The organism is Streptomyces sp. NPDC098781 (assembly GCF_044759995.1).
Lineage (GTDB): Bacteria > Actinomycetota > Actinomycetes > Streptomycetales > Streptomycetaceae > Streptomyces.
Window position 1 is genome coordinate 164,148 of record NZ_JBIWAK010000008.1, and the last position, 23,139, is coordinate 187,286.

General features: G+C 71.0%; 22 protein-coding genes. 10 read left to right on the plus strand and 12 right to left on the minus strand.

Annotated features, from left to right (window positions below):
* Positions 1–19: 19 nt before the first annotated feature.
* Both ACIQWG_RS30035 and ACIQWG_RS30040 read left to right on the plus strand, forming a co-directional pair.
* Complete coding sequence (locus tag ACIQWG_RS30035; RefSeq protein WP_404101344.1) at positions 20–1,846, plus strand: gamma-glutamyltransferase family protein; 1,827 nt, start codon at positions 20–22, stop codon at positions 1,844–1,846.
* Between the two features lie 127 nt (positions 1,847–1,973).
* Positions 1,974–2,819, plus strand: a complete 846-nt coding sequence (locus ACIQWG_RS30040) for an inositol monophosphatase family protein (RefSeq protein ID WP_404101346.1) — start codon at positions 1,974–1,976, stop codon at positions 2,817–2,819.
* Here the strand turns inward: ACIQWG_RS30040 and ACIQWG_RS30045 are convergent.
* Positions 2,755–3,363, minus strand: a complete 609-nt coding sequence (locus ACIQWG_RS30045; RefSeq protein ID WP_404101348.1) for a hypothetical protein — start codon at positions 3,361–3,363, stop codon at positions 2,755–2,757. The two genes, ACIQWG_RS30040 and ACIQWG_RS30045, sit on opposite strands and share 65 nt — an antisense overlap.
* Before the next feature lie 97 nt (positions 3,364–3,460).
* On the opposite strand from ACIQWG_RS30045, the gene ACIQWG_RS30050 reads away from it, so the two are divergent.
* The 7 genes from ACIQWG_RS30050 (at position 3,461) to ACIQWG_RS30080 (ending at position 10,482) form a co-directional block, all read left to right on the plus strand.
* Entirely contained in the window at positions 3,461–4,873 is a 1,413-nt protein-coding gene (locus ACIQWG_RS30050) for a phytoene desaturase family protein (protein WP_404101350.1), read from the plus strand.
* Positions 4,874–5,010: 137 nt separating this feature from the next.
* Positions 5,011–5,517 carry an O-acetyl-ADP-ribose deacetylase gene (locus tag ACIQWG_RS30055; protein ID WP_404101351.1) on the plus strand — a complete coding sequence of 169 codons (507 nt, stop codon included), beginning with the start codon at positions 5,011–5,013 and terminating at the stop codon, positions 5,515–5,517.
* A gap of 82 nt (positions 5,518–5,599) precedes the next feature.
* Positions 5,600–6,271, plus strand: a complete 672-nt coding sequence (locus ACIQWG_RS30060) for a hypothetical protein (RefSeq protein WP_404101352.1) — start codon at positions 5,600–5,602, stop codon at positions 6,269–6,271.
* 34 nt (positions 6,272–6,305) lie between these two features.
* On the plus strand, positions 6,306–7,835 hold the full coding sequence (locus ACIQWG_RS30065; RefSeq protein WP_404101354.1) for an FAD-dependent monooxygenase: 1,530 nt from the start codon (positions 6,306–6,308) through the stop codon (positions 7,833–7,835).
* A 143-nt stretch (positions 7,836–7,978) separates the two neighbouring features.
* Complete coding sequence (locus ACIQWG_RS30070) at positions 7,979–8,386, plus strand: hypothetical protein (protein ID WP_404101355.1); 408 nt, start codon at positions 7,979–7,981, stop codon at positions 8,384–8,386.
* Positions 8,387–8,505: 119 nt separating this feature from the next.
* Positions 8,506–9,975, plus strand: a complete 1,470-nt coding sequence (locus ACIQWG_RS30075; RefSeq protein WP_404101825.1) for a DNA-3-methyladenine glycosylase 2 family protein — start codon at positions 8,506–8,508, stop codon at positions 9,973–9,975.
* 9 nt (positions 9,976–9,984) lie between these two features.
* Positions 9,985–10,482, plus strand: a complete 498-nt coding sequence (locus tag ACIQWG_RS30080) for a methylated-DNA--[protein]-cysteine S-methyltransferase (RefSeq protein ID WP_404101357.1) — start codon at positions 9,985–9,987, stop codon at positions 10,480–10,482.
* Positions 10,483–10,524: 42 nt separating this feature from the next.
* Here ACIQWG_RS30080 and ACIQWG_RS30085 read toward each other — a convergent pair whose 3' ends face one another.
* The 4 genes from ACIQWG_RS30085 to ACIQWG_RS30100 all read right to left on the minus strand — a co-directional run bounded on the left by ACIQWG_RS30085 (position 10,525) and on the right by ACIQWG_RS30100 (position 13,317).
* Complete coding sequence (locus tag ACIQWG_RS30085) at positions 10,525–10,893, minus strand: VOC family protein (protein WP_404101358.1); 369 nt, start codon at positions 10,891–10,893, stop codon at positions 10,525–10,527.
* Between the two features lie 14 nt (positions 10,894–10,907).
* Positions 10,908–11,633, minus strand: coding sequence for an SIR2 family NAD-dependent protein deacylase (locus ACIQWG_RS30090; RefSeq protein WP_404101360.1), 726 nt, complete (start codon positions 11,631–11,633; stop codon positions 10,908–10,910).
* A 69-nt stretch (positions 11,634–11,702) separates the two neighbouring features.
* Positions 11,703–12,197 carry an NUDIX domain-containing protein gene (locus tag ACIQWG_RS30095; protein ID WP_404101362.1) on the minus strand — a complete coding sequence of 165 codons (495 nt, stop codon included), beginning with the start codon at positions 12,195–12,197 and terminating at the stop codon, positions 11,703–11,705.
* A 46-nt stretch (positions 12,198–12,243) separates the two neighbouring features.
* Positions 12,244–13,317 (minus strand): ADP-ribosylglycohydrolase family protein, encoded by a 1,074-nt coding sequence (locus ACIQWG_RS30100; protein ID WP_404101364.1) that lies wholly within the window; start codon positions 13,315–13,317, stop codon positions 12,244–12,246.
* Between the two features lie 169 nt (positions 13,318–13,486).
* Here ACIQWG_RS30100 and ACIQWG_RS30105 point away from each other — a divergent pair, with 169 nt between their 5' ends.
* Positions 13,487–14,650, plus strand: coding sequence for a glycerate kinase (locus tag ACIQWG_RS30105; protein ID WP_404101365.1), 1,164 nt, complete (start codon positions 13,487–13,489; stop codon positions 14,648–14,650).
* Positions 14,651–14,750: 100 nt separating this feature from the next.
* Here the strand turns inward: ACIQWG_RS30105 and pssA are convergent, their stop codons facing one another.
* From pssA to ccrA, 7 genes are all read right to left on the minus strand, one after another.
* Entirely contained in the window at positions 14,751–15,569 is an 819-nt protein-coding gene (pssA, locus tag ACIQWG_RS30110; protein ID WP_403451631.1) for a CDP-diacylglycerol--serine O-phosphatidyltransferase, read from the minus strand.
* Positions 15,570–15,591: 22 nt separating this feature from the next.
* The gene (locus ACIQWG_RS30115; protein ID WP_404101827.1) at positions 15,592–16,251 is read right to left on the minus strand and encodes a phosphatidylserine decarboxylase; all 660 of its coding nucleotides are present in this window, start codon (positions 16,249–16,251) and stop codon (positions 15,592–15,594) included.
* Between the two features lie 170 nt (positions 16,252–16,421).
* Positions 16,422–17,627, minus strand: a complete 1,206-nt coding sequence (locus tag ACIQWG_RS30120; protein ID WP_364427670.1) for an acyl-CoA dehydrogenase family protein — start codon at positions 17,625–17,627, stop codon at positions 16,422–16,424.
* A gap of 2 nt (positions 17,628–17,629) precedes the next feature.
* Positions 17,630–18,142: a MaoC family dehydratase gene (locus ACIQWG_RS30125; protein WP_030948303.1), complete on the minus strand. Its 513-nt coding sequence runs from the start codon at positions 18,140–18,142 to the stop codon at positions 17,630–17,632.
* A gap of 5 nt (positions 18,143–18,147) precedes the next feature.
* Entirely contained in the window at positions 18,148–19,164 is a 1,017-nt protein-coding gene (locus ACIQWG_RS30130; RefSeq protein ID WP_404101366.1) for an HpcH/HpaI aldolase/citrate lyase family protein, read from the minus strand.
* Positions 19,161–21,209, minus strand: a complete 2,049-nt coding sequence (locus tag ACIQWG_RS30135) for a protein meaA (RefSeq protein ID WP_404101367.1) — start codon at positions 21,207–21,209, stop codon at positions 19,161–19,163. Before ACIQWG_RS30135 ends, ACIQWG_RS30130 begins: the two co-directional genes overlap by 4 nt.
* 17 nt (positions 21,210–21,226) lie before the next feature.
* A complete protein-coding gene (gene ccrA, locus ACIQWG_RS30140; RefSeq protein ID WP_404101828.1) occupies positions 21,227–22,564 on the minus strand; it encodes a crotonyl-CoA carboxylase/reductase in 1,338 nt (445 codons plus the stop codon).
* Between the last annotated feature and the right edge of the window lie 575 nt (positions 22,565–23,139).

A 23,139-nucleotide genomic window follows, 5' to 3' on the forward strand; every position in this document is an offset into this window, starting at 1 on the left:
AGCGAGGTGAAAGACACCGATGTTCACCACCCGTCCCACCCTCCAGGGCACCTTCGGCATGGTGTCCTCCACCCACTGGCTCGCCTCGCAGTCGGCGATGGCCGTGCTGGAGCGCGGCGGCAACGCCTACGACGCCGCCGTGGCGGGCGCGTTCGTCCTGCACGTCGTCGAGCCGCACCTCAACGGGCCGGCCGGCGAGGTGCCGATCCTCGTCGCCCCGGCGGGCGGCGAGGTGCGGGTCCTGTGCGGGCAGGGGGTGGCGCCCGGCGGGGCGACCGTCGCGCACTACCGGGACCTCGGACTGGAACTCGTGCCGGGGACCGGACCGCTGGCCGCCGCCGTGCCCGGCGCCTTAGACGCCTGGATGCTCCTGCTGCGGGACCACGGGACCAGGACGCTCGCCGAGGTGCTGGAGTACGCCATCGGGTACGCCGAGCACGGGCACGCGCCGGTCGAGCGGGTCGGCGAGACGGTGGAGACCGTCCGCGAGCTGTTCGAGACGGAGTGGACCTCGTCCGCCGAGGTGTATCTGCCGGGCGGGCAGCCGCCCCGGCCCGGCGAACGGCTGCGCAACCCCGCCCTCGCCGCCACCTGGAAGCGGCTGCTCGCCGAGGTGTCGGGGGCCGGGGACCGGGTCGCGCAGATCGAGGCGGCCCGGGAGGTGTGGCGGTCCGGCTTCATCGCCGAGGCCCTGGTACGGCAGGCCGGCCGCCCCACGATGGACACCAGCGGCGAGCGGCACTCCGGCACGCTCACGGCCGCCGACCTCGCCGGCTGGTCCGCGACCTACGAGGCGCCCGCGACGTACGACTGGAACGGCTGGACCCTGTGCAAGGCCGGCCCCTGGAGCCAGGGCCCGGTCCTCCTCCAGCAACTTGCTCTGCTCCCGCCCGAACTGCCGTCCTATGGGTCCGCCGAATACGTCCATCTGCTGGTCGAGGGCTGCAAGCTGGCCATGGCCGACCGGGAGGCCTGGTACGGCGACGCGGCCGAGGTACCGCTGGCCGACCTGCTGTCGGACGAGTACAACGCGGCCCGCCGGGAGCTGGTCGGCGACAAGGCGTCCCACGACCTGCGGCCCGGCAGCCCCGGCGGGCGCGCCCCGCGCCTCAGCGCGCACGCGCGCGTGGCCGCCGTCGAGGAGGCCGGCTTCGACGCGCTGGGTGTGGGGGAGCCGACGGTCGCCAAGCGGCCGACGTCACCGGTGCCGGGGGAGCCCGACGTCCGCGCCGACGGCGGCACCCGGGGCGACACCTGCCACCTCGACATCGTCGACCGCTGGGGCAACATGATCGCGGCCACGCCCAGCGGCGGCTGGCTCCAGTCCAACCCCGTCGTGCCCGAACTGGGCTTCCCGCTCGGCACCCGGCTCCAGATGACCTGGCTGGAGGAGGGCCTGCCGAACTCCCTGACACCGGGACGGCGTCCGCGGACCACGCTCACGCCCTCGATCGCCCTGCGCGACGGAGTGCCCGTCATGGCCTTCGGCACGCCCGGCGGGGACCAGCAGGACCAGTGGCAGCTGCACTTCTTCCTCGCGGTCGCCCTGCGCGGGCGGGTTCGCGGCGGCCTCGACCTCCAGGGCGCGATCGACGCCCCGAACTGGCACAACGACAGCTTTCCCGGATCCTTCTACCCGCGGGGGATGCGGCCGGGCAGCGTGACCGTGGAGTCCCGGACCGATGCCGGGGTGGTGGCGGAACTGCGCCGACGTGGTCATGACGTGACCGTCGGTGACGCGTGGTCGGAGGGCCGGCTCTGCGCGGTCGCGAGGGACCCGGCGACCGGGGTCCTGTCGGCGGCGGCGAATCCGCGGGGGATGCAGGGGTACGCGGTGGGACGTTGAACCCGGCCCCCGACCCACGGATCCATGCCCCCGACCCGCGGATCCACGCTCCCGGAGTTCACGCCGATGCCATCGCGCCGTCACCCACCCGGCGGGGATTGTCAGTGGGGCGTGTTCTTATTGACACGTGATCCGAACCAACGAAACCATCGAAGAGTTTCTCGCACAGCACTCGGCCGACGTGGCCGAAGCGGTCCGCAAAGCCGCCGCGGCCGAGATCATGCCCCGCTTCCGGCAGCTCGCCGAGCACGAGGTCGACCAGAAGAGCGGACCGCACGACCTGGTGACCGACGCCGACCGGCTCGCCGAGAAGTACCTCACCGAGGCGCTCGGCGCGCTCCTGCCCGGCTCCGTCGTCGTCGGCGAGGAAGCGGTGCACGCCGACCCGGCGACGTACGAGGCGGTGTGCGGCGACGCCCCGGCCTGGATCGTCGACCCCGTCGACGGCACCCGGCAGTTCGTGAACGGGGACGACGGCTTCTGCACACTGGTCGCGCTCGCGCAGCACGGCGTGCTCCTCGCCTCCTGGACCTACGCCGCCGCCCGCGACCAACTGGCCACCGCGATACGGGGCCAGGGCGCCTACCTGGACGGCGAGCGGCTGCGCGCCGGTGCGCCGCAGCCCGGGCACGACCTCCGCATCGCCACGTCCCACCCGGACTACACCACCGACGAGCAGAAGCAGGCCCTCCTCGGCCTGTGGACCGACGGCGTCGCCCCGCGCGCCTGCGGCTCGGCCGGCCTGGAGTATCTCGCCATCGCCCGCGGCGAGTTGGACGCCACCGCGTTCAGCTGGGAGGCCGCCTGGGACCACGCGGCGGGCATCCTCCTGGTCGAGGAGGCCGGCGGCGCCCACCTGACCCGCACGGGCGAGCCGTTCCGCGTCACCGGCGGCAACGCACTGCCGTTCACCGCGGCCCGGGACGAGGCCACGGCTCGCCGTGTGGTGGGACTGCTGTCGGGCGGAGCCTGATCTGCGGGTGGGACCGGCCGACCCGCAGGTCGACCACCTCGAACTCGGCGGGTGTGCCCTCCACGGGCCAGCGGCACCCGGCCCGCAGAAGGATCGCGGCGTCCACGAAGCCCGGAGCGGGCAGGCCGACGTCGACGAACACGCCGGTCACGCCCGCTCCCCAGGGCGAGACGGTGAAGGTGCCGGTCAAGCGGGTGCCGACGGGCAGGGGACCGCTGTCGTGACGCACCTCGCACTGGCGGTACGCACGGGCACGGCCCCACGTGACGTCGAAGGCGTGCGGGTCCACCGCCCGTGCCTCCGGAGGCTCCACGACCGGCTCGCGCGCCGGCCTGCCGTACACGACCTCGTACAGCTGAACGCCCCAGTCCCCGCACGCCTGCCGGGTCAGGGCGAGCTCGTCCGTCTCGACCGCGACCACCGGTACGCCGGCTGATCCCCGGAAGGTGATCTGCCGCACCACCTGGCCCCGGCCCCCGTCCGTCACCTCGAACCAGTGCTCTTCGTCGTCCACGGGCACCCGGAAGCGGAAGCGGTGCGTCATCCGGCGGACTTTACCCGCGCCCCGGCGTTGTCGGTGCCCCGGCATATCCTGACCTTCAATGGCCATCGGCTGACGAAGGGGTCCGAAGGTGCCGTCGATGCTCGATGCGGTCGTGGTGGGAGCGGGGCCGAACGGACTGACCGCTGCCGTGGAGCTGGCCCGCCGCGGCTTCTCCGTGGCCGTTTTCGAGGCGCGGGACACGGTCGGCGGGGGCGCCCGCACCGAGGAGCTGACCCTGCCCGGCTTCCGGCACGACCCGTGCTCCGCCGCGCACCCGCTGGGTATCAACTCACCCGCGTTCCGTGCGATGCCGCTCGACCGCTACGGACTGGAGTGGCTGCACCCCGACCTGCCGATGGCTCACCCGTTCGCCGACGGCACGGCCGCCGTGCTGGCCCGGTCCGTCGCCGAGACCGCCGCCTCCTTCGGACCGCGCGACGCGGGACCGTACCGCAGGCTGGTCGAGCCGTTCCTGACGAAGTGGGACACGCTGGCCCGGGACTTCATGTCCCTGCCGCTGACGGCTCTGCCCCGCGACCCGGTCACCCTCGCCCGGTTCGGCCTGGTCGGGCTGCCCCCGTCGACCTGGCTGATGCGGCGCTTCCAGGACGAGCGGGCCAAGACGCTGTTCGCCGGTCTCGTCGCCCACGTCATGGCCCCCCTCGGCGGCTTCGCCACCGGCGCCATCGGCCTGGTCTTCGCCCTCGCCGCCCACGCCCGGGGCTGGCCCGTGGCCCGCGGTGGCTCCCAGTCCATCTCCGACGCCCTCACCGCGTATCTGAAGGACCTCGGCGGCACCGTCCACACCGACTACGAGGTCAAGCGGCTCGACGACCTGCCGCCCGCGCGCGCCTACGTCTTCGACACCTCGCCGACCGCGCTGGCCCGCATCGCCGGCTTCGGCCGCTACTACGAGGGCTATCGCTACGGTCCCGGGGTCTTCAAGATCGACTACGCGCTCGACGGCCCGGTGCCGTGGACCGCGGCGGAGGCCCGGCGGGCCGGCACCGTGCAGATCGGCGGGAACAGCGCCGAGATCGACACCGCGCTGCGCGCCGTGTCCAAGGAGGGCCGGGCGCCCGGCAAGCCGTTCCTGATCACCGTGCAGCCCGGCGTGGCCGACCCCACCCGGGCCCCTGAGGGCAAACAGGTCTTCTGGGCCTACGGGCATGTGCCCAACGGCTGGACCGGAGACCTCACGGACGCCATCGAGCGTCAACTGGAGCGCTTCGCCCCAGGGTTCCGCGACCGCGTGCTCGCCCGTGCGACGGCCGGCCCCGCCGAACTCGTCGCCCGCAACGCCAACTACGTCGGCGGCGACATCGGCTCCGGCGCCTCCTCGGGACTCCAACTCCTGCTGCGCCCCAAGCTGTCGCTCTTCCCTTACGCCACCCCGCACCCGGCGGTCTTCATCTGCTCGTCGGCGACCCCGCCCGGCCCCGGAGTGCATGGCATGTCGGGACACAACGCCGCCAAGGCGGTGTGGCGGCGGCTGCGACAGGAGCCCTGAGACGGCTCGAACGACCTACCCTCCCCGGCCCGCCGTCACCGGTCAGGACTGCTCCGACTGCCGACTGCCGACTGCCGACTGCTGACTGCCGACTGCTGACTGCCGTCCGCCGACTGCCGACTGCTATGGAGACAGCCATGACCACCATCAACTTCGTCCAGGGCGACATCACACGCGAGTCCGTCGACGCGATCGTCAACGCCGCGAACTCCTCCCTCCTCGGCGGGGGAGGAGTCGACGGCGCCATCCACCGCCGAGGCGGCCCCGCGATCCTGTCCGAGTGCCGAGACCTGCGCGCCTCCCGGTACGGCAAGGGCCTGCCGACCGGCCAGGCGGTCGCGACGACGGCCGGTGACCTGGACGCGCGGTGGGTGATCCACACGGTGGGCCCGGTCTGGTCCACCACCGAGGACCGCTCCGCCCTGCTGGCCTCCTGCTACCGCGAGTCCCTACGCGTCGCCGACGAACTCGGCGCCCGCACGGTGGCCTTCCCGGCGATCTCCACCGGGGTGTACCGGTGGCCGATGGAGGATGCCGCGCGTATCGCGGTGGACACGGTGCGCGAGGCGCGGACCGACGTCGAGGAGATCCGGTTCGTCCTCTTCGACGAGCGCGCCTACGACACCTTCGCCGCGCGTCTCTGAGTACGCGTACTCGGACCAGCTCCGCACAAAGACGGTGCCGGGAAGCCGGTCACGGTGAGAGGGTCGCCTCATGCGTCGCTTCATGTCCACGTCAGCATCGTCCCGTCGTGCTTCCCTCGCCGCGGCTGCCCTCGTCCTGGTCGCGGCCGTGACCATGACCGCCTGCGGTGAGCTGCGCGCCTCGGACGCGGCGGCCGGCGCCTCGCCCGAGGCCTTGCCCGCCACCTCGCCCGCCACCTCGCCCGGCACCTCGCCCTTCACCTCTCCCGGCACCTCGCCCGGCACCTCCGCACCGACCGGCGGAACGGGAGCCTCCCCCTACGTGGAGCCGGGCGCCGGCGACGGTGCGCCGCACTACAACGAGAACAACGCCTACCGACGGGCCGGCGAGATGACGCCCGCTCACGCGAAGGACGCCGAGCGGGAGGCCGCCCGTATCAGGCCGGTGCTCCAGCGGCTGTGGGAACAGCGCACATGGGACCCCGCGTCGGTGCGAGCGGCCCTGCTCCGGCTCGGCTACGAGGAGGAGCGCGTGACCCGGGACGGCAAGCGGCTCGGCGGCACACTGACCGTCCGGGAGATGTTCCAGCGCTTCGAGCACGACCACTACGTCACGCCCGAGGGGGCACTCGTCGGTCTGCGCGTCCACGACGACGCCTGCGTCACCGCGTTCGTGCAGAAGTCCAACTACGAGGTGCAGGCCAACGGCCCGTACCCGGAGACGGGCTGCTTCGAGCCGCCCTACGGCCACTGACCCGACACGGAGGCCGCCTGCCTACCGTGGACCCATGACACCACCACTGGACGTGCTGATCGTGGGCGCCGGTCCCACCGGGCTGGCGCTCGCGGCCCAACTGAGCGCCTACGGCACCCGGTTCCGGATCGTCGACCGCTCCCTGGACCGGGTACGCGAGTCCCGGGCGCTCGGCATCCAGCCCCGCACCCTGGAGGCACTGGCGGGATTCGGGGTGACTGAGGAACTCGTGGCGCGCGGCAACCCCGCGGTGGGGCTGCGGCTGCATCTGAGGCGGCGCACGGTGTCGGTGCCGCTGTTCGACATCGGGGCGAACGACACGCCGTACCCCTACCTGCTGTTCCTCTCCCAGGCCGAGACGGAGAGCGTGCTCGGTGAGCACCTGGCGGACCGGGACGTGACGGTCGAGCGCGGCACCGAGCTGGTGGGGCTGGAGCGGCGGGGACCGCACGTCGAGGGCCGGCTGCGCGGCCGTGACGGCACGGAGGAGAGCGTGACGGCCCGCTATGTCGTGGGCTGCGACGGCGCGCACAGCACCGTGCGCGAACAGGCCGGCATCGGCTTCGAGGGGTACGCCTATCCACAGACGTATCTGCTCGCCGACCTGGAGGTGGACGGCCTGGAGCCCGGCGCCGTGCACTCGTACATGACCGGCGGCGGGATGGTGTTCTTCTTCCCGCTCGTCTCGCCCGCCTCCTGGCGCATGCTCGCGATGCGGCCGTCCGACGCCCCCGACGGCGAGGTGACCGTGCCGATGCTCCAGCGGATCGCGGAGCGCAACGGCGCGGAGGGCCTGGTCCTTCGGGATCCCGTCTGGATGACCGAGTTCCGGCTCCACAACCGCGGTGCCGACCGCTACCGCAGCGGCCCCTTCTTCCTCGCCGGCGACGCCGCACACATCCACAGCCCGGCCGGGGCCCAGGGCATGAACACCGGCATCCAGGACGCCCTCAACCTGGGCTGGAAACTCGCCCTCGTGTGCCGGGGCGCCGCGCCGGAGGACCTGCTGGACACCTACGGGGCAGAGCGCGTCCCCGTCGGCCATGACGTACGGCGGTTCACCGACCGCGCCTTCGTCATCGGCACCAGCCCGAATCCCGTCCTCCGGATCGCCCGCGAACGTCTCGTCCCACGCCTCGCGCCGCTGGTCGAGTACGCCACCGTGCTGCGCCGTCGGGTCTTCCGCACCGTCTCCGAACTCGGCATCCACTACCGCCGCAGCCCCGCCTCCGCGACCGGCGGCCGACCGCCCCGCCGCGGCCCCCGCGCCGGGGACCGGCTGCCCGACCTGCCCCGAGGGCTCCAGGCACGGACGACCGCCCCCGGCTGGCATCTCCTCCTGTCCGGCCCGCCGCACCTCTGGCCGGACGAGCGGCTCGCCCCGATCCTCGCCGGCCGGGCCGGCCTGATCACCGTGCACCGCCTCGGCGACCGGAGTCCCTGGCCGGACGTCGCCCAGGGACTCGTACGGCCCGACGGCCACCTCGGCTACGTCGCACGCGGCGCCGGACTCGACGGGCTGCGGGCCTACGTCGCCCGATGGCTGCCGACCGGGTCCCCGTGACGCACGAGGTGAACGGCGTCCGGCCTTGATCCGTACCACCCCGCGTGCAGCCACACCGAGGAAACCACCGAGAAAGCCACCGGGGAAGCCGAGGAAGCAGAGGACGCACGGCACTCGCCGCGGCGGCCTGCGGTCTGCCCCTCGTGCTCACCGTCACCGCGTGCGGCGGCGGTGACGACAAGCCGGCCGCCGCTCGGAGCAGCCAGACGAACGTCTCCGCCACCGTGGCCGGCGTCGTGGCACCGGCGAAGGTCGAGGTGATCGCCGGCCTGACCGGCTGCAAGGTCAAGATCCGGACCGAAGCGGACCAACTGCGTGAGGGGGTCTGCCACACCGAGGAGGGCGACTTCCTCATCACGACGTTCCCCGCGGAGAAGTACAAGCTGACCTGGCTGGACTCGGCCGCCGTCTACGGCGGCGAGTACCTTGTCGGCACCCGCTGGGTGGTCAGCGCCAAACCGGTGCTGCTGGAAACCCTCCGGCCGCGACTGGGCGGGACCATTCAGGAGCTGCGGGGCACGGGGCCGGCTCCCGGCCCGAACGCCTCGTAGCGACTCCTCCGCTCGGTCGGCGAGGTGATCCGGCGGCTCCCAGCACAGACGAGGTTGATGTCGGATTCTCGCCAGCCCTCGCCGCGCCCGTGGCCGATGCTGGACGTATGCAGAAGGGGATGCACACCGACACGGAGCGCTGCGTGCGCGCCGTACAGTCCAAGGACGCCCGCTTCGACGGATGGTTCTTCACCGCGGTCGTCACGACCGGGATCTACTGCCGGCCCAGCTGCCCGGTGGTCCCGCCCAAGCCGGAGAACATGCGGTTTTTCCCGAGCGCGGCCGCCTGCCAGCAGGCGGGGTTCCGGGCCTGCAAGCGCTGCCGCCCGGACACCAGCCCCGGCTCCCCGGAGTGGAACCAGCGAGCCGACCTCGTGGCCCGGGCGATGCGCCTGATCTCCGACGGCGTCGTGGACCGCGAGGGCGTGCCCGGCCTCGCCGCCCGCCTCGGCTACAGCACCCGGCAGGTCGAACGCCAGCTTCTCGCCGAACTCGGCGCGGGCCCGCTCGCCCTGGCCCGCGCCCAGCGCGCCCAGGCCGCCCGGCTGCTCATCGAGACGACGCCCCTGACCATGGCGGACATCGCCTTCGCGGCCGGCTTCGCCTCCATCCGCACCTTCAACGACACCGTCCGCGAGGTCTTCGCCCTCTCGCCGACCGACCTGCGCACCCGCGCGCCCCGCAACACTCCCGGCAACACCACCGGCGCCCTCACCCTGCGGCTGCCGTTCCGCGCCCCCCTCAACCCCGACAATCTCTTCGGCCACCTCGCGGCGACCGCCGTACCCGGCGTGGAGGAGTGGCGGGACGGCGCCTACCGGCGCACCCTCAGGCTGCCGTACGGCCACGGCATCGTGTCCCTCACCCCGCAGCCCGACCACATCGCCTGCCGCCTCACCCTCGGCGACCTGCGCGACCTCACCGTCGCGATCAGCCGCTGCCGCCGGATGCTCGACCTGGACGCCGATCCGGTCGCGATCGACGACCAGTTGCGTACGGATCCGCAGCTCGCGCCACTGGTCGACAAGGCGCCCGGACGGCGGGTGCCGCGCACGGTCGACGAGGCCGAGTTCGCCGTACGGGCCGTGCTCGGCCAGCAGGTCTCCACCGCCGCCGCACGCACGCACGCGGCCCGGCTGGTCACCGCGCACGGCGAACGGATCGACGACCCCGAGGGCGGCCTCACCCACCTCTTCCCGTCGCCCGAGGCGCTGGCCGGGGTGGACCCGGAGTCGCTGGCGATGCCCCGGACCCGCCGTACGACGTTCACCACACTGGTACGCCGGCTCGCCGACGGCGAGCTGCGCCTCGGCCCCGACAGCGACTGGCCGCAGACCCGGGCCCGGCTCCTCGCCCTCCCCGGCTTCGGCCCCTGGACGGTCGACGTCATCGCCATGCGGGCCCTCGGCGACCCCGACGCCTTCCTCCCCACCGACCTCGGCATCCGCCGCGCCGCCCAGGAGCTGGGCCTGCCGTCCACCCCGGCGGCCCTCACCGCCCGCGCGGCGGCCTGGCGCCCCTGGCGCGCGTATGCCGTGCAGTACCTGTGGGCGACGGACAGCCACCCGATCAACTTCCTCCCCGTGTAAGGAAACCCGGTGAAACAGCACACCCTGATCGACAGCCCGTACGGCCCTCTCACCCTCGTCGCCGAGGACGGCGTCCTGTGCGGCCTCTACATGACCGAGCAGCGTCACCGCCCGGCCGAGGAGACCTTCGGCACCCGCGACCAGACCCCCTTCGCGGAGGCGGAGGAGCAGCTGGAGGCCTACTTCGCGGGCGAGTTGAAGGAGTTCACCCTCGAACTGAGCCTGCGCGGAACGCCGTTCCAGCGCACCGTCTGGGAACAGCTACGGCAGATCCCATACGGCGAGACCCGCTCCTACGGCCAACTCGCCGACGCCCTGGGCAACTCCGGCGCCTCCCGCGCGGTCGGCCTCGCCAACGGAAAGAACCCGATCGGCATCATCGTCCCCTGCCACCGTGTGGTCGGCGCGAGCGGAAGCCTCACCGGCTACGGCGGCGGCCTGGCCCGCAAGCAGCGGCTGCTGGACTTCGAGGGCGGAACCGCCCTCTTCCAGAAGGGCCTGTTCTAGAAATTCCGCTTCCAGAAAGCCCTGTTCCAGGGGGAGTTCACGTCAGCCGACCCGTTCGGCGGCACCGCGCTCCACACAGAACTCGTTGCCCTCCGGGTCGGCGAGGACCGCCCAGCCCCTGCCGTCCGGGTTGCGGCGGTCGTCGACCAGCGTGGCGCCGAGGGCCAGAAGGCGCTCGACCTCCTCGTCCCGGGTGCGGTCCTGCGGCTGAAGGTCCAGGTGCACCCGGTTCTTGCCGGACTTGGGCTCGGGGACGGTCACGAACAGCAGCCCCGCCCCCTCGATCAGCACGTCCTCGTCCCCCGGCTGGTCGTCCTCGTGCACGGGCAGACCGAGCACCTGGGACCAGAAGCCGGCGAGGCGGTAGGCGTCGGCGGAGTCGATCGTCGTATGGCGTATCGCGGAAGTCATGATCGGATTCTCCGTCACCCGCCGAGACCGCGCAGCAGTTTCGGCAGAGCGGTGCCGATGGGCTCGCGGATCACCTCGTCGGCGAGTTCGTCGTACGGCGTCGGCTCGGCGTTGACGATGACGAGCCGGGCGCCGTGGTCGGCGGCGACGCCCGCGAGACCGGCGGCGGGCTGCACCTGGAGGCTGCTGCCGACGGCGATGAACACCTGGCAGGCCTTGCTGATCGCGACCGCCTCACCGAGGACCGCCGGATCGAGCCGCTGCCCGAACATGACGGTGGCCGACTTCAGGATCCCGCCGCACTCCAGACAGGGCGGGTCCTCCTCACCGGCCTCCACCCGCGCGAGGGCGTCCTCCATCGGCCCGCGCGCATGGCACTTCGTGCACACCACACTTCGCGCACTGCCGTGCAGTTCGAGCACCTTGCGGGCGGGCAGCCCGGCGAGCTGGTGCAGCCCGTCCACGTTCTGCGTGATCACCCTGACCGGCACCCCGGACCGCTCCAGCTCGGCCACCGCCCGGTGCGCCGCGTTGGGCTCGGCCTTGAGCGTGCGGTTCTTGCGGCGCATCTGCCACGAGCGCCGCCGGATCTCCGGATCGCCCATGTAGTACTCGTACGTCACGAGCTTCTCGGCCTCCGGGTCCCGGCGCCACAGCCCGTTCGGCCCCCGGTAATCGGGGATGCCCGAGTCCGTGCTGATACCGGCGCCGCTGAGCAGGGCGACGAGGGGCTTGGTCATGATGCCGAGGGTAGGACGGTCGCCGTGCGGGCGGCGAATGGATATTCGAGGGCCGGGCCCGCGCCCGGGTCAGCCCACCCGGTGGCCGTTCTCCAGCTCCACCGTCCCGCCGCCGTCCGCGAGGACGTCCAGCCCGGCCAGGACTCGGCGGCCCAGGGAGCCCGGCAGATGCGCGGTGATCTCCTCGCGCGCGACCAGCCGCCAGGACAGCAGCTCCTCCTCCTGGAGCCGGATCGCCTTGAGGTCGTCCTCGCCGAGGACGCCACCGTCGTACAGATACGCCACCAGCGGCGGCCGGCCCGTCCAGTGCACCCAGTCCACCGCGAGCAGCGGACCCAGCTCCCGGTCCAGCCCGATCTCCTCGGCCGTCTCCCGGCGCGCCCCCTGCCGGGGTGTCTCACCGTCGTCCGACTCGACCGTACCGCCCGGCAACGCCCACCCCTCACGGTAGTTGGGCTCCACGAGCAGCACCCGGCCCGCACCGTCCCGGAAGAGGGCGGCGGCACCGGCGAGGACGCGGGGGAGGGAGGCGATGTAGGCGGCGAAGTCCGGCGTTGAGGTCATGGGGGAAGGGTAGCCAGGCTCCCCGGCCGATCAGGCCACCGGCCGGTCAGACCTCCGCCTCCGCCAGCCGCACCGTCCGTTCCGCCAGCTCGCTGATCCGCATTCCGTCGTACCCGAACACCGCGCTGCGGACCGTGTCCTCCAGCGGCCCGGTCCACTGGTCCGGGATCGCCTCCGCCCCGGTCAGGACTCCGGCCACCGAACCGGCCGTAGCCCCGTTGGAGTCGGTGTCCAGGCCGCCCCGGACGGTGAGCGTGATGGTGCGGGTGAAGTCGCCGTCGCCGTACAGCAGCCCGGCGGTGAGCACGGCCGCGTTCGGGATGGTGTGGATCCAGCCCAGCCCGGCCGTCTCCTCGGCGACCGTCGTGAGCGTGTCCTCCCAGGTCATCCGGGTGTCGTGGAGCGAGACGACCCGGCGTACGGTGCGGGCGAGACGGCTGCTCGCCGGGATGACGGCGAGCGCCTCGTCGACCGCCCGCCGGATCGTGGGCGCCGTGAACGCCGCCGCGATCAGCGCCGCCGCCCACATCGCGCCGTACACCCCGTTGCCGGTGTGCGAGAGCACCGCGTCCCGGCGGGCGAGGGAGGCGGCCCGGCGGGGGAGGCCCGGACAGGTCCAGCCGTAGATGTCGGCGCGGATGAGTGCGCCGATCCACTCCTGGTACGGATTGTCGTAGGTGGCCGTGAGCGGCGGCTTCAGACCGTTGGCCAGGTTGCGGTACGTCGCCCGCTCCGCCGTGAAGGTCTGGAGGTACGGCAGCCGCAGCAGCCACAGGTCACCGACCTGCTCGGTGCTGAAGCCGAAACCGTAGGTCTCCAGCAGGTCCAGGCCGAGGATCGCGTAGTCGACGTCGTCGTCGCGGCAGCTGCCGTGGATACGGCCCCGTACGCACTGGCGCCACTCGGGCCGCAGCTCGAATCCGTCGCTCTCGTCGACGGGCTCCGGCAGATAGTCGGTGAGGGGCAGGGCGGCGGCCTGCCGCAGATAGCGGTCGATACGGTCCCGCGTCCACAGGTCGCCCTGCTCGACCGGCTTGCCGAGCATGTTGCCCGCGATCCGGCCCAGCCAGCCCCCGAGGACGCGGTCGGCGAGCTCTGGCTCAGTGCCCACAGGGGTCATAGGACCGGTTTACCCAATTCCGGGGGCATCCGCTCCGGGTTCGGCAACCGGCCACAGGGAGTTCTCAGGGCACGCCCACGGGGTTCCTGCGCAGTTCTCAAGGTCCGGTCAGCGCATGACGGCGGGGGCGGACTCCGGTTAAGGTCGCAGCGGCGCGACTGGCCTTGACATGCGCGAGGCCCGGAGAGCAAGGGGAAAACAGGTGACACAGCGCGTGCTCATCGCCGCGGACAAGTTCAAGGGGTCGCTCACGGCCGTACAGGTCGCCGAGCGTGTGACGGCCGGTCTGCGCCGAGTCGTGCCGGACCTCCAGGTGGAGGCCATGCCCGTGGCCGACGGCGGCGACGGGACGGTCGACGCGGCGGTCGCGGCCGGGTTCGAGCGGCGGGAGGTACGGGTCGCCGGGCCCCTCGGGCACGAGGTGACGGCGGCGTTCGCGCTGCGCGGCGACACGGCGGTCGTGGAGATGGCGGAGGCGAGCGGCCTCCAGCGGCTGCCCGCGGGTGTCTTCGCCCCGCTGACGGCGTCCACCTTCGGCTCCGGGGAGCTGCTGCGGGCCGCGCTGGACGCCGGTGCCCGCACGATCGTGTTCGGCGTCGGCGGCAGCGCGACGACGGACGGCGGCGCCGGGATGCTGACCGCGCTGGGCGCGCGCTTCCTGGACGCGGACGGCGAGCCGGTCGCCCCGGGCGGCGGCGGCCTCGGCGACCTCGCCACGGCCGACCTCTCGGATCTGGACCCCAGGCTCGCCTCCGTCGACCTGGTGCTCGCCAGCGACGTCGACAATCCGCTGACCGGCCCGAAGGGCGCGCCCGCTGTGTACGGCCCGCAGAAGGGGGCCTCGCCGGACGACGTGGCGACCCTGGACGCGGCGCTCGGGCACTTCGCGAAGGTGCTGGAGGACTCGGTCGGCACCAGGGCCGCCGAGCACGCCGCGGCGCCCGGCGCGGGTGCGGCGGGCGGCATCGGCTACGGCGCCCTCCTCCTCGGTGCCCGGTTCCGCCCCGGCATCGAGGTCATGCTGGACGTCCTGGGCTTCGCGCCGGCGCTGGAGCGGGCGACCCTGGTGATCACCGGCGAGGGCTCCCTGGACGAGCAGACCCTGCACGGCAAGGCCCCGGCGGGCGTCGCCGCCGCCGCCCGCGCCGCCGACAAGGAGGTCGTCGCGGTGTGCGGCCGGCTGGCGCTGCTGCCGGAGGCACTGGGGCGGGCGGGGATCCGGCGGGCGTATCCGCTGACGGAGGTCGAGCCGGACGTCGCGAAGTGCATCGCGGACGCGGGGCCGATCCTGGAGCGGGTGGCCGAGCGGATCGCGGAGGACTTCCTGAGCTGAGCCGACGCCGCCGACGCACGGTACGACGAAGGGCCCCGAGCCGACCGGCTCGGGGCCCTTCCTGGTGTCGTACGGCCGCGTACGGCTTCGGCACGGCTGGCTACGGGAGCTGTGCCGCCCGCGCCTCGCGCCGGTTGTCACGGAAGTTGTTCACCCGGCGAGCCGTGGCGAACAGCGGAATCACCGCGCCCATCACCAGCTGGAGCGCACATCCCGTCTGAAGCAGCAGCTGCCCGCTCGGCGCGTCGAACGCCCACGCCGCGAGCAGACCCATGCTGACCACGATCCAGGCGAGCATCGCCACCGCGAGGCGTCCCCGCGGCTTCGGGTACTCGACCCGGCTGACCATCAGCCACGCCGTGCCCAGGATCGCCAGCAGCGTCGCCACGAACGGCAGCTCGAGCAGCACGATCGAGACCACCGTCAGCGCCCCGAAGGGCGAGGGCATGCCCTGGAACATGCCGTTCGGCGGCGTCACGCACGAGAACCGGGCGAGTCTCAGCACCACCGCCAGCAGAACCACGATCGCGCCGACCGCCGCCACCCGCTGGTGCGCGTCGTCGGCGACCATGCCGTAGACCAGGACGAAGTACGCGGGCGCCAGGCCGAAGCTGATCAGGTCGGACAGGTTGTCCAGCTCCGCGCCCATGGGGGAGGAGCGCAGCTTGCGCGCGACCAGGCCGTCGAACAGGTCGAAAACCGCCGCGCAGAGCATCAGGATGACCGCCGTGGCCGCACTGTGGCGGGCCATGCCGGTCTCCTGGCTGCCGGTGAGGTGCGGGATCAGGATGCCGGTGGTGGTGAAGTACACCGCCATGAAGCCGCACGTGGCGTTGCCGAGCGTGAGGGTGTCCGCTATCGACAGGCGGAGAGAAAGAGGCATCTCCTCCTCTTCGTCCACCTCATCGGCCTCCGGCACCCAGCCCGGCTGAGTCTCAGGATCAATCACGGTCAATGCGAGTCACCCCAGCCACGGTCTTCTGCCCGACCTCGACCGCGACCTCCACGCCCTCGGGCAGGTAGATGTCGACACGGGAGCCGAAGCGGATCAGACCGATACGGTCGCCCTGCTCGACCTTCGTGCCCTGCGGGATGTAGGGAACGATGCGACGGGCCACCGCGCCGGCGATCTGGATCATCTCGATGTCGCCGAGCTCGGTGTCGAAATGCCAGACTACGCGCTCGTTGTTCTCGCTCTCCTTGTTGAACGCCGGAACGAACCCACCCGGGATGTGCTCCACGGAGGTGACCGTGCCGGCCAGCGGCGCACGGTTGACGTGGACGTTCAGCGGGCTCATGAAGATCGCGACGCGGGTACGGCCGTCCTTCCACGGCATGATGCTCTGCACCACACCGTCGGCGGGCGAGATGACCCGGCCCTGGGCGATCTCACGCTCGGGGTCGCGGAAGAACCACAGCATGCCCGCCGCGAGAGCGGTGGCGGGCACGGCGACGGCCTTGGCGGCGCCGGAGCGGCGGGCGCGCAGCAGGCTGACGGCTGCGGTGGCGACGGTCGGGAGAAGCCACGGCGATGCTCCGCGCGCGAGGCGTACGCCGCCGACCTGGCTGTCGCGTGGTGCAGAGGTTTGGCTGTGGGGCATGGATGACCTTCGTAGCGGATGATGCCGCGCGGTATCAGGGGACGGCGGCTTTCCCGGGATCGTACCGGTCGCGGGCCACAACTGGGCAAGCCAGGAAGCCGAGTCGGCGGCTGAAGAGCGCTGACGGGGTGTGATCTTCTTCTCCAAGAAAACACCCCGAATCCGGATATTCAGCCCTGGAACCGATACTCTTCGAGCAACCTGCGACCAATGATCATTTTCTGGATCTCGGCGGTACCTTCACCGATCAGCAGCATCGGAGCCTCACGGTAGAGGCGCTCGATCTCGTACTCCTTGGAGAAGCCGTAGCCGCCGTGGATCCGGAAGGCGTCCTCCACGACCTCCTTGCAGTACTCGGAGGCGAGGTACTTCGCCATCCCAGCCTCAAGGTCGTTTCGTTCCCCGGAGTCCTTTTTGCGAGCCGCGTTCACCATCATGGCATGCGCGGCCTCGACCTTGGTAGCCATCTCGGCCAGCTTGAACTGGATGGCCTGGTGCTGGGCGATCGGCTTGCCGAAGGTGTGTCGCTGCTGGGCGTACTGAACACCCAGCTCGAAGGCACGCTGAGCGACGCCGCAGCCACGCGCCGCTACATTGACGCGGCCGACTTCGACGCCGTCCATCATCTGGTAAAAACCTCGCCCGGTGACGCCGCCGAGCACCCGATCGGCCGGAATGCGCAGGCCGTCCATGATGAGCTCGGTCGTGTCGACGCCCTTGTAGCCCATCTTGTCGATCTTGCCGGGGATGGTGAGGCCGGGGCGGACCTCTCCGAAGCCGGGCTCCTTCTCGACGAGGAAGGTCGTCATCGACTTGTGGGGCGCCGTGCCCTCGGGGTGTCCTTCGTCACTTCGGACGAGTACGGCGACCAGACTTGACGTGCCGCCGTTCGTGAGCCACATCTTCTGGCCGTTCAGGACGTACTCCTCGCCGTCCTTCACCGCCTTCGACGTGATGGCCGACACATCGGAGCCCAGCGCCGGCTCCGACATCGAGAAGGCGCCGCGAATGTCGCCGGCCGCCATCCTCGGCAGGAAGTGGTCCTTCTGCTCCTGCGTGCCGTGCTGCTTGAGCATGTACGCCACGATGAAGTGGGTGTTGATGATGCCGGACACCGACATCCAGCCGCGGGCGATCTCCTCGACGCACAGGGCGTACGTCAGGAGCGACTCGCCCAGACCGCCGTACTCCTCGGGGATCATCAGGCCGAAGAGGCCCAGTTCCTTGAGGCCGTCGACGATCTGCTGCGGGTACTCGTCGCGGTGCTCCAGCTCGGTCGCGACCGGGATGATCTCCTTGTCCACGAAGTCGCGGACGGTGGACAGGATCTCCTGCTGGATGTCGGTCAGACCGGCGGTCTGGGCGAGTCGCGCCATGGCTACTTCTCCTGCTCCTTGAGCTCGGGGCGGCCCGGCTGCTCGCCGCCGCGCTCCTTGATGTACGTCTCGGTCGGCACCATCACCTTGCGGCGGAACACGCAGACCAGCGTGCCGTCCTGCTTGTAGCCCTTGGTCTCGACGTAGACGATGCCGCGGTCGTTCTTCGACTTCGACGGCCACTTGTCGAGCACGGTCGTCTGGCCGTAGATCGTGTCGCCGTGGAAGGTCGGCGCCACGTGCTTGAGCGACTCGATCTCCAGGTTGGCGATGGCCTTGCCGGAGATGTCCGGGACGGACATGCCGAGCAGCAGGGAGTAGATGTAGTTCCCGACCACCACGTTCTTGCCGAAGTCCGTCGTCTTCTCGGCGTAGTTGGTGTCCATGTGGAGCGGGTGGTGGTTCATGGTGAGGAGACAGAAGAGGTGGTCGTCGTACTCCGTGACCGTCTTTCCAGGCCAGTGCTTGTACGTCGCCCCGACCTCGAACTCCTCGTAGGTGCGTCCGAACTGCATCGCGCTCAGGCCTCCGGGATCTCGAACTTCGAGGTGCGCTGCATGCCGGCCGCACGGCCCTTGCCGGAGATGACCAGGGCCATCTTGCGGCTGGCCTCGTCGATCATCTCGTCGCCGAGCATCGCCGAGCCCTTCTTGCCGCCCGCCTCGGACGTGTAGTAGTCGTACGCGTCCAGGATCAGCTCGGCGTGGTCGTAGTCCTCCTGCGACGGCGAGAAGATCTCGTTGGACGCCTCGACCTGGCCCGGGTGCAGCACCCACTTGCCGTCGAAGCCGAGGGCCGCGGCGCGCTGGGCGACCTCGCGGTAGCCGTCGATGTTGCGGATCTGGAGGTAGGGGCCGTCGATCGCCTGGAGGTTGTTGGCGCGGGCGGCCATAAGGATCTTCATCAGGATGTAGTGGTAGGCGTCCGCCGGGTAGCCGGGCGGCTGCTCGCCCACGACCAGCGACTTCATGTTGATGGACGCCATGAAGTCGGCCGGGCCGAAGATGATGGTCTCGACGCGCTGGGAGGCCGTCGCGATCTCGTTGACGTTGTTCAGGCCCTGTGCGTTCTCGATCTGCGCCTCGATGCCGATCTTGCCGACCTCGAAGCCCATCGTCTTCTCGATCTGGGTCAGCAGGAGGTCCAGGGCGACGATCTGCTCAGCCGTCTGCACCTTCGGCAGCATGATGCAGTCGAGGTTCTGGCCGGCGCCCTCGACGACCGTGACGACGTCGCGGTACGTCCACTCGGTCGTCCAGTCGTTGACGCGCACGACCCTCGTCTTGCCCGTCCAGTCGCCCTCGTTGAGGAACTTGACGATGGTGTGCCGCGCCTCGGGCTTGGCGAGCGGCGCGCACGCGTCCTCCAGGTCGAGGAAGACCTGGTCCGCCGGGAGGCCCTGCGCCTTCTCCAGGAAGCGGGGGTTCGAGCCCGGTACCGCCAGGCAGGAACGCCGGGGGCGAAGGCGGTTCGGGAGGTGTGCGGCGGAGCCGCTCGTTGGAAGGGTGGTGGCGGGCGACGGGTGGGCGGTCGTCATGCGGGGACCTCCAGGGGGTCGAGCTTGTTCGCTTTCCGGATCTCGTCGACGATGCGGCCGATGATTCCGGTGATGTCGAAGTCCTTCGGGGTGAAGACGGCGGCCACACCGGCGGCCCTGAGCAGCTCGGCATCACCATTCGGGATGATGCCACCGGCGATCACAGGTATATCTGTGGCACCGGCCACACGGAGCCGCTCCAGCACGTCCGGCACCAGCTGCGCGTGCGAGCCCGAGAGGATCGACAGGCCGACCGCGTGCACGTCCTCCGCGAGGGCCGCGTCCACGATCTGTTCCGGCGTCAGCCGGATGCCCTGGTAGACCACCTCGAAGCCGGCGTCACGCGCGCGCACCGCGATCTGCTCGGCACCGTTGGAGTGCCCGTCCAGGCCCGGCTTGCCCACCAGGAAGCGGAGCTTGCCGACGCCCAGGTCCTTGGCGGTCAGGTCGACCTTGCGGCGGACCTGCGACAGCGCCGAGCCCTCCTCGGCGGGGATGGCGACCGGCGCGGACGACACGCCCGTCGGCGCCCGGAACTCCCCGAACACCTCGCGCAGGGCCCCGGCCCACTCGCCGGTCGTGACTCCGGCGCGGGCGCACTCCAGGGTGGCCTCCATGAGGTTCTCGGTGCCCTTGGCGGCCTCCTTCAGCCGCTCCAGCGCCTTGCAGGGACGAGGGTGGTTGAAGGGGGGCTGGTAGCGGGTGTCGCGCCACTTCTGGAGTGCCGCGATCACCCGGGCCTCGACGGCCGGGTCCACCGTCTGGATGGCGGTGTCGAGGTCGGCCGTCAGCGGGTTGGGCTCGGTCGTCTCGAAGATGTTGACGCCGATGATCTTCTCCTGCCCGGACTCGATCCGGGCCCGGCGCTCGGCGTGCGACGAGACCAGCTGCGACTTGAGGTACCCGGACTCGACGGCCGCCATCGCGCCGCCCATCTCCTGGATCCGCTCGATCTCGGCGAGCGAGTCCTCGACCAGCTTGCTCACCTTCGCCTCGATGACGTGCGAGCCGTCGAAGATGTCCTCGTACTCCAGCAGATCGCTCTCATGGGCGAGCACCTGCTGGATGCGCAGCGACCACTGCTGGTCCCAGGGCCGGGGCAGACCCAGCGCCTCGTTCCAGGCCGGCAACTGCACGGCACGCGCGCGTGCGTCCTTCGACAGCGTCACGGCCAGCATTTCGAGCACGATCCGCTGGACGTTGTTCTCCGGCTGCGCCTCGGTCAGACCGAGGGAGTTGACCTGGACGCCGTACCGGAAGCGGCGCTGCTTGGGGTTCTCGATGCCGTAGCGCTCGCGCGTGACCTGGTCCCAGATCCGCCCGAACGCCCGCATCTTGCACATCTCCTCGATGAAGCGGACGCCCGCGTTCACGAAGAAGGAGATACGGGCCACGACGTCCCCGAACTTCTCGGCGGGGACCTGCCCTGAATCGCGTACGGCATCGAGAACCGCTATCGCGGTGGACATCGCGTACGCGATCTCCTGAACCGGAGTGGCACCCGCCTCCTGCAAGTGGTAGCTGCAGATGTTGATCGGGTTCCACTTCGGGATGTGGGAGACCGTGTACGCGATCATGTCCGTCGTCAGCCGGAGTGAGGGCCCCGGCGGGAAGACATGGGTCCCCCGCGACAGATACTCCTTGACGATGTCGTTCTGGGTCGTGCCCTGGAGCTTGGTGATGTCCGCGCCGTGCTCCTCGGCAACGACCTGATAGAGCGCCAGCAGCCACATGGCGGTGGCGTTGATCGTCATCGAGGTGTTCATCTGCTCCATGGGGATGTCCTGGAACAGCCTGCGCATGTCACCGACATGGGCCACCGGTACGCCGACCCGGCCGACCTCGCCGCGGGCGAGGATGTGGTCGGAGTCGTAGCCGGTCTGCGTCGGCAGGTCGAACGCGACCGACAGACCGGTCTGGCCCTTGGCGAGGTTGCGCCGGTACAGCTCGTTGGACGCCTCGGCCGTGGAGTGACCGGCATACGTGCGCATGAGCCACGGCCGGTCCTTCTCCCTTGCCTCGTCGGCGTTCTGACGCTCAGTCATCTATGACCTCGGGTGTCTCAGATGTTGCGGAAGCGGTTGATGCCGTCGATGTGCTTGGCGCGCATCTCCTCGTCGCGCACGCCGAGACCTTCCTCGGGGGCGAGGCACAGGACGCCGACCTTGCCCTGGTGGAGGTTGCGGTGCACGTCGAACGCGGCCTGTCCGGTCTCCTCCAGGTCGTAGACCTTGGAGAGGGTCGGGTGGATCTTGCCCTTCGCGATGAGCCGGTTGGCCTCCCAGGCCTCGCGGTAGTTGGCGAAGTGCGAGCCGATGATCCGCTTCAGCGACATCCACAGGTAGCGGTTGTCGTACTCGTGCATGTAGCCCGAGGTCGAAGCGCAGGTGGTGATGGTGCCGCCCTTGCGGGTGACGAAGACCGAGGCGCCGAAGGTCTCGCGGCCGGGGTGCTCGAAGACGATGTCGATGTCCTCCCCGCCGGTGAACTCGCGGATGCGCTTGCCGAAGCGCTTCCACTCCTTCGGGTCCTGGGTCTGCTCGTCCTTCCAGAACTTGTAGCCCTCGGCGTTGCGGTCGATGATCGCCTCGGCGCCCATCGCGCGGCAGATGTCGGCCTTCTGCGGACTGCTCACCACGCAGATCGGGTTGGCGCCACCGGCCAGCGCGAACTGCGTGGCGTACGAGCCGAGTCCGCCGCTCGCGCCCCAGATCAGGACGTTGTCGCCCTGCTTCATGCCGGCGCCGTTGCGGGAGACCAGCTGCCGGTACGCGGTGGAGTTCACGAGCCCCGGAGCGGCGGCCTCCTCCCAGCTGAGGTGACCCGGCTTGGGCATCAGCTGGTTGGACTTGACCAGCGCGATCTCGGCGAGGCCGCCGAAGTTGGTCTCGAAGCCCCAGATGCGCTGCTCGGGGTCGAGCATGGTGTCGTTGTGGCCGTCGCTGGACTCCAGCTCGACGGACAGACAGTGCGCGACGACCTCGTCACCGGGCTGCCAGGCGTTGACGCCGGGGCCGGTGCGCAGGACGACGCCCGCGAGGTCGGAGCCGATGATGTGGTACGGCAGGTCGTGGCGCTTGGTGAGCTCGCTGACGCGGCCGTAGCGCTCGAGGAATCCGAAGGTGGACAGCGGCTCGAAGATCGAGGTCCACACCGAGTTGTAGTTGACACTCGATGCCATGACGGCGACCAGGGCCTCGCCCGGGCCGAGTTCCGGCAGCGGAACCTCGTCCAGGTGGATCGACTTGCGCGGGTCCTTGTCGCGGGTCTCCAGGCCCGCGAACATCTCCGTCTCGTCCTTGTGCACGGTGATCGCGCGGTACGACTCGGGGAGCGGCATGGCGGCGAAGTCGGCCGGCGTCGAGTCCGGCGACTGGATCGCGTCCAGGATGTCCTTCACGGTCACGGTGTTGCCTCCGGCGATACGCACCCTGAGGGAGGGGTGCTGAGGGTTACGTCGGTGCTGCTGAGGGGTGTTGGTGGTTGCCGTCGGTTCGGCGATCTGTGCTGTTCGGCAGCGCTTTGTGGCGCGGGAGGTTGCCTGTGACGCAGGCGCCGGGCGCGCAGGCCCCTGGAGGGACTTGCGGGGACAGCCGACGTACGAAAGGTCTCTGCACGCCGGCCGCCCGGACTCCTTCAACGTATGGCACGGCGTGTCATCCGGCAAGGCACTGGGTGCCAGAACTTGCTCTCAGATGAAATCTTTACGCAACAAATGAGCGATGATCGATCAAAGCTACCGACGAGTAGGTGCCAATCGGGCGCATCGGTCACCTGGAAGCCATCTGCGGGACGGGTGGGGGTCGCAGGGCGGGCACGCGCACGGGCTGGGGGGCGTGCGTCGGCCTGGCGCGCCGATCGCCCCTGAGGGCGCGCTGCGGGGCCGTAGATCCCCGAGGCGGCGGTGGCGCGGCCCCTGGAGGTCGGACGAGGCGGCAGGGCGTGGACACGCCGACCGTACGGCTGTCGAGGGGC